This is a genomic window from Lewinella sp. LCG006, from assembly GCF_040784935.1.
GTDB lineage: Bacteria > Bacteroidota > Bacteroidia > Chitinophagales > Saprospiraceae > Lewinella.
Genome location: NZ_CP160680.1, coordinates 7,301,176 through 7,313,290 on the forward strand (window position 1 = coordinate 7,301,176; position 12,115 = coordinate 7,313,290).

General features: G+C 45.0%; 6 protein-coding genes. 1 reads left to right on the forward strand and 5 read right to left on the reverse strand.

Annotated elements, in window-relative coordinates:
* Positions 1 to 347: 347 nt before the first annotated feature.
* The 5 genes from AB0L18_RS26775 to AB0L18_RS26795 form a co-directional block, all read right to left on the reverse strand.
* Entirely contained in the window at positions 348 to 5,675 is a 5,328-nt protein-coding gene (locus tag AB0L18_RS26775; RefSeq protein WP_367390392.1) for an SdrD B-like domain-containing protein, read from the reverse strand.
* A 372-nt stretch (positions 5,676 to 6,047) separates the two neighbouring features.
* Positions 6,048 to 7,055, reverse strand: coding sequence for a glutamine synthetase beta-grasp domain-containing protein (locus AB0L18_RS26780; protein WP_367390393.1), 1,008 nt, complete (start codon positions 7,053 to 7,055; stop codon positions 6,048 to 6,050).
* 103 nt (positions 7,056 to 7,158) lie between these two features.
* Complete coding sequence (locus AB0L18_RS26785; protein WP_367390394.1) at positions 7,159 to 8,313, reverse strand: outer membrane beta-barrel protein; 1,155 nt, start codon at positions 8,311 to 8,313, stop codon at positions 7,159 to 7,161.
* Between the two features lie 272 nt (positions 8,314 to 8,585).
* Positions 8,586 to 9,842 carry an ammonium transporter gene (locus AB0L18_RS26790; RefSeq protein WP_367390395.1) on the reverse strand — a complete coding sequence of 419 codons (1,257 nt, stop codon included), beginning with the start codon at positions 9,840 to 9,842 and terminating at the stop codon, positions 8,586 to 8,588.
* Positions 9,843 to 9,985: 143 nt separating this feature from the next.
* Positions 9,986 to 10,324: a P-II family nitrogen regulator gene (locus AB0L18_RS26795; protein ID WP_367390396.1), complete on the reverse strand. Its 339-nt coding sequence runs from the start codon at positions 10,322 to 10,324 to the stop codon at positions 9,986 to 9,988.
* A 232-nt stretch (positions 10,325 to 10,556) separates the two neighbouring features.
* On the opposite strand from AB0L18_RS26795, the gene AB0L18_RS26800 reads away from it, so the two are divergent.
* Positions 10,557 to 12,071 carry a hypothetical protein gene (locus tag AB0L18_RS26800; protein ID WP_367390397.1) on the forward strand — a complete coding sequence of 505 codons (1,515 nt, stop codon included), beginning with the start codon at positions 10,557 to 10,559 and terminating at the stop codon, positions 12,069 to 12,071.
* The last annotated feature ends 44 nt before the right edge of the window (positions 12,072 to 12,115 follow it).

The window sequence follows — 12,115 nt, forward strand, 5'->3', positions numbered from 1 at the left end:
AACCCGCCATCACTAAACGTAACAGCCTGGTTATTAACAATAATACAAAGGTCGTCGTCGATTTTCAAGGAATCCAAGATTTAGGTTTTTAAACAAAACCCAGCCCCGAGACCTTATAAATCAGCCTAAAGGTAAGATAAATTACCTTTTTTCATCACCCTAGAAGTACTTTTTTTTGGTCAATGATAAACTTATGCTCCTTCGTTCTTATTGACAATCGCCAATACATGGTCTGTTGTTGTTCTCCAATTGCAACAGATTAAGTACACCAAAATAGGCATACTTTCCGGTTTTATGTCCATTAGCATTACGCAGAAAAAATGCACATTTCATTTTCGTGCTGATCCCTAGAAATTACCATCCGCAGTACCGTTAACGTCACCAATTTTCACTCCGATAAACCCAGCGTTCAGTTCTTCCCCAATCAAGTCATTAAGATTGATCAGTTCCGGGAAGAATTCTACCCAGGGATTTTCAGGTTGCGGGAAGACATAATCCTGGTCGATAAAGCGCCAGCTGGTATTGCTGGGGAATTCTGTATAAATATTCAAGATCAGCTTACGCAATTGGATAATATCAAGGGTGGTGATCGATCCAGAACGGTTGACATCCGCTGCGATGCGCTTGTAGGGCGAATCAAGCGGGGCAAGTGCCAAAATATGCTTGCTGATCAGTACAATATCAAAGGTCGTCACCCCATTTAGCGGATCATCATTGCGATAAGCAGTAACCGTATAATCGAAGTCTTCTTCCAGGTTATCAAACAGATAAGAGCCATCCGGTGCGCTCATGGTAGTCATGGGCATTGGGCCACTGAGGCTCAAACGGACATTGCCAATGGGTTCTTCTTCTTCCGTTGCAATCATCCCCCCAATGGCACCGAAAGCCAAACAAGCAAAGCCTGGTTGCACCAAAATATAGGTTTCACAGAAATCGAAGTTGCCCTCACTATCGATAGCATAGATGTACAACACGGTTGTTGCTTCGTCTTCCATGGTCAAAACCAAGCCTGTATCTAAAGGACTAGGCACGAAATCAGGCCCAGCAGCCTCCACCTCAGCAGCTCGGTAAATGGCGTAGCCAATGGGTTCACTACAATCCGTAATCGGGCTACCCAGGAAATCCGACACCCATATACTCGCATCACAAGTCCCTTCATCATTAGGAGATAAGGTCGCCGTGAGGCCATTAAGACAGATCGGGGCTGGTGCTTTACAATCAATGACTTTGAAGGAAATATAGCGGACACTCGGGTTGCCACAACCGTCTACTGCTTCCAGTCGCAGGGTATGATAAACATTGGTTCCCTGCGATTGGTAGATGACAGGAGCATCGAAGCTAATGGAAAAGGTGGCATCTCCGTTGCTCATAAGCTGAGCCGTAACGTTCTCCTCAACCATGAATTCGTTGACATCGATTTGGCCATCATTGTTATTATCTACAGCAAACCAATCGACGGTTGCCGTCGGAATTGATAGTACCAAATTGCCAGCGTTATCGAATACCTCACAGGCATCATCCAGGCTAATGTTAAAGCTCACCTGGGTTGCACATGTTTCGTTGTTCAGCGCGGGAAACTCTCCAATAGACAAATCAGGACAATCTGCCGTAGGGCCACCATAGGGAGCCACGGTAAAGGTCGGTAAGGAGTTGTCGTAAACTTTGATGAACTGGGTATAAGCCCAGCGACCAACGTTCTGTACAGCAGGTACCGCTGTGCTGTTAGGTAGATTAGAGTCGCAGCCTGGTTCGGGATGATTACGATCAATAATTGCGCCACTATCGGTAACCCTTACCACGGGGCGTTCACAAGCATCTACATTTGCGTTGTCGATGTCTGTATCACGAGCTACTTGATAAGCGGCAGATTCCCCGTCCCAGATACACCAATTGATCACATCGTAGGTGATACTAAGCTTGTAGCATTCATCTCCAGTAGCGCTGAACCGCTGGGGGGTACCTACGTTGATGACGAGATTATCACAACCGCTGGTTTCCGTGACCAAGCCTGGAATATCAGGATCAAGGCAATCCGCATCGGCATCAGCGGGGAAATCAATAACGTATTGGTGGGTTTCGGTGATCGTAATGAGTTGGCTACAAGCATTGGTAGAACGCAATACTTCGTTGACATCAATAGCTCCATTGCCATTGACATCCCCTTCTGGCTTCAACTGCCACGCTTCAAATCGGCGGGTGATCGTACCCCAACCACACGCATTAATGTTGATCAATGGCGTACGCTCCACCAGGGTATCAACGGCACAATTGTCGGTACCCGTTGGGCCACCAAAAAGTTCGCTCATCAGTTGGGAAGTGGCTGCGAAGTCATCGTTGTAACCGTCTTCTATATCCCCCGAAAAGAGCAATGGCAGCTCGGCACAGCTAAGTGTTTGTGGTGCTGGTGCAAAACAGGTTGGTCGCAATTTATCTTCGGGAGTCACTACTAGCCAGCACTGGTTGCTGTTGCCCACTTCGTCCGTTACCCTCAACTCAAGCGTAATCTCTTTGTTGATATCACAGCAGTAAAAATCAACAAAATCTCCCCAGGGAGAGAACTGGCTAGAACTAAGTCCACAAGTATTGTTGTTCCAGTAATTCCGGCGAACCTCCAATACCAATATTGAGGAACAATTGTCCACAGAACCTTCGTCAACACTAGTAGCAAATACCCGGGCAATGCCGTACAAGTTATTGGTGATATCTCCACCGCCAATTTGTACATTCAGTTGATCATCACAAATCACCGAAGGAGCGATCTCGTCACGGACAATAATGGGCATGATTTGGCACACCTCATTGTTACATTCATCCGTTGCGCAGTATTCTAGTTGGTAACTTCCTGGTGGCACCGTAAATACCTGCCCCGATGTACCAAGAAAAAGGAAATTACCAGCCATGTCTCTAACGGTTACCTCCAATTCTGGAGGCCCTGAGCAAAAATCGTAGAGTTCCGTCGGAGCGGGGATTGCAATATTCGCTTCACAGGAATAGGGTGTGGTAGAAAATCGGCGTACATCGGGTATACCATCGTTATTGTAATCTACCGTAGGCAATACCAGCGTTGGGTCAGTAAAATCTTTGATTTTGATCAACTGATTGAACTCGATAATATTGGATAAATTACATTTGTCAACGATAAACCATTCCCTGATGAAAGTGTAGGTACTACCACACAATTCGATGCGAGGACGATCCTGAAAAGAAGCGCCCAAATTACAATAAGTCTGATCGAGCAGATGAGGATCCACCTCCGGCGTTGAGGGATCAGCATCGAAGAAGCTGAATACGGCAGGGTAAGCTAATACACCAAGTGCTTCGTGAATTTGTTGTGGGCTGGGATTGGTACTGCCACTAAAAGTAGCACAATCTAATTCTACTATATTGGGTGGCAAAATAACTTCGCTTAATGCAGGTTTTCTAAACGAAATTTGCTGGGTGCAAATATTAGATAAATTAGAAGTCCCCTGGCAGGCAGATTCAAATTTATCTTCCGCAAAAAAAGTACGATTGATATAAGTCAAGCCACAATTTCCATTTTGTACAATTTGGTCAGAAACATAAACTCTTACAAAATCACAACCATCCTGTACAAGAGGATAGCCTGTTTGATCCAAGATAGCCGCTACTGCTGGATCAATATCCACCACCTGACCATCGCCATCGACGATATAAGCTACGGGCGTATTGAAAACTATCTGGTCAATATCTTCACAAAGAAAGTCAACAATCCCTTCGGGAGTACTGCCCCCTGTAACGGCTGGCGGGCAGGTAATGACGGGCGCAGTGACATCGCGCGCAACTACATAACCCCAACAGGGAAAGCCACTTATACCATCTACCAAGACATCAACCATGTATTCATAAGTACCACACCCACTGAGGGTTCCGTCTTGTGAAATGAGCTCTCCATTTTGAAAAATACTGACTTGAAAATCGGCAGGAATCAAACATCCCCAATCCCCTACCAACACCATTTGTGGCGTCACCCGAGCACCACATTGTTGATTTAAACTCACATTAACAGCGCCCAAACAACCCAGGTAAACAGGTGGTTGTGGGTTCATACTAGCGATTAAATTATTAGTGGTTAAACTCACATCTCCACATACTAAACCACCGCTTGTATTCGCCCCTCCATCAACCAAACTAAGCTGATCAATGATTGCACTAAAACTGGCACCAATATTAAAATCAAATGGTGTAACTAAATCTAAATCTGTCGTCAGGTAATGCAGGCCGTGTATTCCATAATCACCAATTGGTAAACCTTCTAAATCAACGACGACAGTAGCTCCATTGGTTGGGTTGGCTATTGGATGAACCTGGACAATTTCGTCGCTTTCGTTAACCACCAGGATCACATAACTGTAATCAGTTGGTATGGACAGGGGAGCTATAAAATCATTTAAGCGCACAGTGATTTCCTGATCCGCATAAATGCCTAAAGTAGCGTTGCCACACATCACCAGGGTATTGGTGGTGGAGAGTCGTCCTGGACTTGGTAAACACTGGGGTTGATAGATGAAATTATTATTGGAGAAACTCGTATTTGCATCGTCAATGGTAAACTCGTAGCGATTATCTACCGGACTAACAAGGTCGTAACCAGCAGCAAGCATCGTACCGGCAACACTGCTTAAGCTAAGGCGATATTCACCGTAAGGAAGATGATTAAACACAAATACTCCTCCTGCTGCTGAAGTACGTGCCAGGGCAACATCGTCGGCATTACCCCATACACCATCTACACCATGCCAGTTGAGGGTAAAAGCAACACCATCAATTCCTGCTTCGTCAAAATCGAAGCCAAAATCATTGTCTGGCCAAACGGCACCACTAATCGTTCCTGGGCCAATAAAACCCGCATCAAAAGTGTAATCCACCGCAGTTGCAGAAAATGCAAAATCAGCCGTACTGGTTGGGCCGTTGCCCGCGGCGGGGTCTATTTTATTACCGTTATTGCCACTAACTACCGTACCAGAAGCCAAATAACCAGCTGGTGGTTCATATAGAAAAAAATAGTTATCAGCAGGTACAGCTGTGTACCAGTAATTACCGTCGACATTAGACGTAAAAGGTCCCATTGTCAGGCTTTCTTCGTCGGTATCTGCATCGTAAATCCGTGCTAGTACCTGGGGCAAGGGCACATCACTACCATCGTAAGCACCATTGTTATTGAAATCGATAAAGGTAAAATCACCCAAATCATCACAAAGGATGATGGAGATCGTGGCCATCGCCTGAGGCCGACAAGCATCATCAGCTGGATCAGGACTTACCAGGGCGTAAATATCATAACTACCTACTGCCAATTGATCCCCCACTTCAAGTAGCTCGGCAATACCATTGTCAGGGATAACCTGACCTAATTCAATACCGTCAATGTAAGGATCTTCCGTCGCCCCAGCAGGTAAATAAACAAAACGAACTTCAAAGTTGGTTTCATTATTCTCCGCAGCATCAAAGTCCTCCAAGCCAGTGGCTGCAAGGTTAAAAGGAAAGCCTTCACAAAAACTGAGTGGAGCCTCTAATGCGCCAATGGTAGGGCAAATAACCTGGCTTTGGGCATGCTGAACAGCAAAAAAGAATAGGAAAAATACTAAAAAAGCAGAACGACCAGCTACAGTAAACTGCCACTGGTACTCTTGAGAAAGAGTAGTGTTGTTAGTCATGGGATTATGGTTTAAGACAACCTGCATATACTCACGAAAAGTATACTCATAGGGTACCACTAAAGTAGTAGTGTTATTAAGTTTCAATCTACAAAAGGGAGTCTCTCAGAGTGGTTTCTCAAATATCGGTGATAAAGATAGTGTTTTGTCGTAATATAATGCAAACGAAGGCCGATAAATTAGGGAAGTGTTGGTTTTATACCATTTGGAAACCAGTACAAAATAAAATCCCGAACCTGTAGGCGTACAGATTCGGGATTATTATCAATCTACATAAATTGGCAAAATCTCACCCCAACCAAGGTTGGGGTGAGCGATATAATCAATTCCTATGCAGGAACTAGAGCCAATTTATAAGCGAACCCTTTTTTATTAAAGCGCAGATTTAACCGTCTTGATGATACGAGCAGCCACTTTGTAAGGATCAGCCTCAGAGTTGGGGCGACGATCTTCCAGGTAACCTTTCCAACCGTTTTCTACCGTTACCACAGGGATACGAATAGAAGCACCACGATCAGAAATACCGTAACTGTACTGATCAATTGACTGCGTTTCGTGCAAGCCTGTCAGACGCATGTGGTTATCTGCACCATACACTGCAATGTGCTCAGCAGTAACTGGGCGGAAAGCTTCCAGAATTTTCTTATAGGTCTCCTCTGAACCACAAGTACGAAGTACTGAGTTAGAGAAGTTGGCGTGCATACCAGAACCGTTCCAGTCGCCTTTTACCGGCTTACAGTGCCAATTTACAACAACACCATACTTTTCAGCAGTGCGCTCCAATAGGTAGCGACCTACCCAAATTTGGTCACCTGCATCTTGAGCACCTTTAGCAAAAATTTGGAATTCCCACTGGCCAGCAGCAACTTCCGCATTGATACCTTCAATGTTCAGACCAGCATCGATACACAAATCCATGTGTTCTTCTACGATCTCACGGCCGTAAGCGTGGGTAGCACCAACACTACAGTAGTAGGGCCCTTGGGGAGCAGGGTACCCTTCTGCAGGGAAGCCTAAGGGCTTGTTTGTTGCAGGATCCCACAAGAAGTATTCTTGTTCGAAACCAAACCAAAAATCATCATCCTGGTCGTCAATCGTAGCACGGCCATTACTAGGATGTGGCTTACCATCGGAAGTCAGTACTTCGGTCATCACCAAGTAGCCATCGCGGCGGCCTGGATCAGGGTAAATAGCTACAGGCTTCAGCAAACAATCCGAAGAGTTGCCGGGTGCCTGCTGGGTAGAGCTACCATCGAATGACCACATGGGACAGTCTTCCAGCTTACCGCTGAAATCCTTAACGATTTTGGTTTTGCTCCGTAATGTCTGGGTTGGTTTGTAACCATCCAACCAAATGTACTCTAATTTGAACTTTGTCATTTTTAACAATAAAATTTATAGTTCTGCAATAGGAATGGGAAACCCCAACTTACCGACCAAGTCGGCCGCTGGGTTTTCCCTAAAATAATTTCAATCAACTGCTTTAAAAGGCATAAACCCCTGCCAGAACGAAAGAAGCCAGTGATGACGTAGCTTTTCCGTCACCATCTAGGAACACATCCTCTGAAGCTGAATCCAAACGGATTTCAGGGATCAATGTCAAGTTACCTATGGCTATGTTGCCAGATAGTGTCAAGTCAATTATACTGGCAGACAAATCCATATCATAAGCACCAATGATTCCGTAGCCGGTGTTGTTCTCACCGAAATACTCACCTCTTAGGCCCAGTGCAAAGCTTTCGCTGAGTGCATACTGTAAGTAACCGGCAAAACCGTAAAAACCAGGGCGATCAGTGCCCTCACTTGGTTCGTAAGAGTTCATGGTAGCATTAACACCTACGTAGAAATCTTCGGTAACATCAAATCCTGCTGTCAAATCAACCTGAAACAGTGCACCAGCACTACCTTCTGCATCACCATCCTGGTCGCCATATAGCAGGTTAAGGTAAACACCTTTATAACCAAGCTGAGCACCGTAGGAATAAGAACCAATGTAGTTCGCTTCCGTCAGGTCAGTAGGGTTGAATACCCCCAACATCAAGCTGATGTCTTCTCCCAAACCGATGTCCGCTTTGATACCAGTGTGAGAAAATGGGCCGTAGGAGAACATGTAAGAAGTAGAGTAATTGAAGTTCCCTGTAGGTGAAATCACTTCATAACCAAGAAAGGTATTGAAGTTACCCAAAGTCAAGGTTACGTTATCACTAGCATTGAAGTACACGTACAGCTGGTTCACGAAAGTAGAAGCATTTGCTGCTAAACCACCTAAGGTAGGTACGGCAGAAGCGAATACGGCATCACCACCACGAGGGCCGAACACCAAATCGCCAACAAAACCTGCTTTCTTACCTTCGTGGGTACCAATAAGATTAAACATACCCAAGCTAAAACCAGGCAGATTGGCAAATGAAGTCACCGGAGCCTGATCATTAGTACTAGCGCGGAAGTAAGCATCGGCAGAACCAGAAAGCGTAAACTTCGCCTCCTCTTCGTCTTCTTCTTCCTCCTCTCCAACGGGAGGATCTTGTTCAAGGACAGCTGGTACTGAAACAGGACCCGCAGTCACATTCTGAGCCTTTGCCCCGAATGATAAGCAAAAAAATACAACTAAACTGAAAATTTGTACAAGCTTTTTCATAACAGTGTGTATTGTTGGGTAGGTTGCCCTACTTGTTGATCAAAAAGAATTAGAAATTAATTTTGCCAACGGTAAACCACACTGCATTTTCCAAGTATCCCCCGCAAAGAAGACATACAGGCAAGGCCTAAATGATTCCTGATCGGGATAATTTGATACAATACTTGAACAAAACAGCCTGAAACTGTATTTTTACAGCTGAGTTAGTTAGCGGTTTACCGTTATCTACAGTCCCCGTTGGTGTTGCCGCACCGCGGGGACTCGTTGTTTTATTACTTTACGCTCATCTGAAACGACGATTCTTCGACCGATTCCGCGTAAGCGTGCATTTCGTGCTCCTCTACATCAAGGCCTTTCACTTCTTCCTCTTCCGTCACGCGGATACCCATGGTCACCTTGAGGAGGTACATCAATCCATAAGCAAAAACAAAAGTGAAGGCAACAACGGCGAGTACACCGTACAACTGAATCCACAGCTGCTTGAGACCAGCCATGCTTCCAAAAATGCCTACGGCTAGTGTTCCCCAGATACCACAAACGAGGTGTACAGAAGTAGCTCCTACCGGGTCATCAATTTTCACCCGATCAAAGAAAACAACAGACAGAGGAATAATGAATCCCGCAATCAAACCAATCAAAATAGCCGACATAGGGCCCATCTGATCCGCTCCTGCGGTAATACCGACCAAGCCTCCCAGAATACCATTTAGTACCATCGAAAGGTCATGGGTTTTGAACATTGCATAAGAAACAATGAATGCGCCAATAGCACCTGCGGAAGCAGCAAGCGAAGTAGTGACAAATACCAGAGAAACCGCTACGGGGTCGGCACTTAAAACTGAACCACCATTGAAACCAAACCAGCCGAACCAAAGTAGAAACACACCCATTGCCGCGAGTGGCATACTATGTCCAGGAATAGGTTTGATTTTTCCACTGGCCGTGTATTTTCCTCGGCGTGGGCCTAAGACCAAAACAGCAGCTAGTGCAGCAGCACCTCCCATGGCGTGTACCAGGGTAGAACCCGCAAAATCGTAGAAACCTGCCTCGTTGAGCCAGCCTCCACCCCACTTCCACATCCCGGTGATAGGATAAGCAAGGGAAACTAAAACAACCGAGAAAATGAGGAAGGAATTAAGTTTGATCCGCTCAGCTACTGCTCCCGAAACAATGGTAGCGGCTGTAGCCGCAAACATGCCCTGGAAGATAAAGTCGGTCCAGTAGGTATAACCACCACTGGCATAGTCGATAGCTCCAGCATCGCCTTCGGGCATAGACAGACCAAAGCCGCTAAAACCGAAAAAGCCCCCCGCAAAAGCTTCGCCAGGATACATTAAGTTGAAACCTACAACACAGTAAGTCAACAAACCTATCGCAATAATCATTGCGTTCTTAAAAATAATATTGACAACGTTCTTCTTTTGAACGAACCCGGCTTCCAAAGTCATAAAGCCGAGGTGCATTAGGAATACCAGGCAGGTTGCCACCAGCATCCAAACGTTATTTGCTGTAAATAATCCTTGTTCCATGATTGCCCTAGATTGTAAGATTGTTTAACTAGCACGAACAGGTACCTGATTTTCAAAGAGGTACTTCTTTCGCGTTGGTTTTCGTAATTGGTTGAATAAAAATCTGGTTGGTGGGTAGGGCGATCCTTTGGGATCAGAAAAAACTAGATGGCTTCGGCGCCAATTTCGAAAGTGCGGATACGCACAACGTGCTCTAAATCAATAACAATAATCTTACCATCACCGACTTCACCGGTACGACCAGAAGATACGATGGCGTTAATGATTTCATCAACTTTATCAGTATTACAGAATATGTCAATGCGCAAGCGAGCGATGTAATCAGCATCGTAAACGCTGCCTCGGTACATGAGCTGTTCGCCTTTTTGCAAACCAAAACCTTTCACTTCGGTAAGGGTGAAAAAGTTGACGCCGATTTCTGCCAGCGCATCCCGAATACGTTCGAAGCGGGATAAACGAACAATAGCTTCGATTTTCTTCATCAGTTTGTTAGATTTGTGGTCAATAATATTTTTTTTGATTCCTGACCAGAGCTCTAGTCACCAGGAAAAAGGAAGGAAGCAATGACCCTTTCTTATTTCCTCATTGCAAGAGCAAATCTAGGGCGTCGCCTAAGTTTTCCCTAACCATTGTTGTCCTTTTACTGTTACCTCCACCACACCATTAACTAGAATAAACAACTGACTATCAACCTTTAAAAAGAAAAAATCTGGCATGTCTACCAGCAATAAGGACCCTCTATTCAGGTTGATAAAATCTTTAAGCAAACCGGAGAAGCGCCATTTTCGCCTCTATGTCAACCGTACGATGGGTGATCAGGAGCGAAAATTCATTGTTCTTTTTGATTTATTGGACAAGCAGGAAGCGTATGACCACGAACAATTACTCAAAAAACTTCCCGGCAAAACCACAAAGGGCAAGCTCTCCAACCTAAAAAGGCACCTTTTCAAGCAATTGCTGACCAGCTTACGGCTTACCTACATCAATAAGCTTATTGATATTGAAATCAGAGAACAACTCGATTTTGCCCGTATCCTCTATAGTAAGGGGCTTTATATGGAGAGCCTAAGGCTATTAGAGCGCATCAAGGACATCGCCAATGAACACCATCAGGATATCCTTCACTTAGAAATCATTGAGTTCCAAAAACTGATCGAATCCCGACACATTACCCGTTCCCGACAGGTAGAGAAAAAAATGGAACGCTTACTCGAAGAATCAACGCTACGAAGTCGGGTCACCCAGACGGCAAGTGAGATGATCAATCTCTACATTCAGATTCATGGCTACTATATTGTTCATGGATTTACATACACCGAAGCACAAGTCGCAGATTTGAATCAGGCCTGGCGAAAAATGCAGCCAGAACATCATCACAACCGTTTCGCAGATACCTTTTTCGAAAAAACACATCGTTACCAATCCTATTTGTGGTACCGGTATATTCAACTCGATTTTGCAGGTGCCCTTAGTCATGCCCTTGAATGGGTAATGCTGTTTGAGGTGCACGAACCCATGAAATACAAGGACCCCGATTTATACCTACGAAGTCTTTATTACCTCTTAACCCTGCTCTATCTTACCGGTGATACCGGGCAATACCACAAGTACCTGCAGCAGCTTGATCAATACGTGGAGGAAGTAGAGGAACAGCTTAATCCCAATAGCCAACACGTAAAATTTGTCTACCAAAACCTAAGCAAACTCAACTACTTTTTTCTCAATAAAGATTTTAAGCAAGCTTACCTATTAAGTGAGGAAATTTTTGCTCAATTGAGTGAGCATCGAGATCTCATGGACGACCACCGAATTCTTCTTTTCCACTATAAATTTGCAGCGGCTGCCTTTGGCTACGGTAAATATGAACTTGCGTTAGAGCGCCTTCACCCCATCCTCCACCAGGGAGACAAACTGCTGCGTAAAGACATGGACATCAATGCTCGACTCTTGGAGCTCCTCTGCCTTTATGAAACCTCAGCTTTTGATCGCATGAGCTATCGCCTGATTTCCTTTGGTCGAAGTGTAGTAAAAACCCAACAGGCGACCAGCCTACAACTGAGTACCCACAAAATGTTGCGGGCCTTACTTCAGCTCTACCCTGAAAATAGTAGACCCTTCCTTCAGCAGCAGCTGATTGCTTTCCGAGAAAAAGCAACCCAACCAAGGGAACAGATGTTTCTAAAGTACCTGGATATTATTGCTTGGATGGAGAAGGTGGTTGATGGTTGACCTTCCCTTAATGATGATGACAAGTTCCTCAGGCAACCTAAACA

Bases quoted from the DNA above. Each gene is read 5' to 3' on its own strand.
- AB0L18_RS26775 (WP_367390392.1), bottom strand. From the start codon at position 5,675: ATGACTAACAACACTACTCTTTCTCAAGAGTACCAGTGGCAGTTTACT.
- AB0L18_RS26780 (WP_367390393.1), bottom strand. From the start codon at position 7,055: ATGACAAAGTTCAAATTAGAGTACATTTGGTTGGATGGTTACAAACCA.
- AB0L18_RS26785 (WP_367390394.1), bottom strand. From the start codon at position 8,313: ATGAAAAAGCTTGTACAAATTTTCAGTTTAGTTGTATTTTTTTGCTTA.
- AB0L18_RS26790 (WP_367390395.1), bottom strand. From the start codon at position 9,842: ATGGAACAAGGATTATTTACAGCAAATAACGTTTGGATGCTGGTGGCA.
- AB0L18_RS26795 (WP_367390396.1), bottom strand. From the start codon at position 10,324: ATGAAGAAAATCGAAGCTATTGTTCGTTTATCCCGCTTCGAACGTATT.
- AB0L18_RS26800 (WP_367390397.1), top strand. From the start codon at position 10,557: ATGTCTACCAGCAATAAGGACCCTCTATTCAGGTTGATAAAATCTTTA.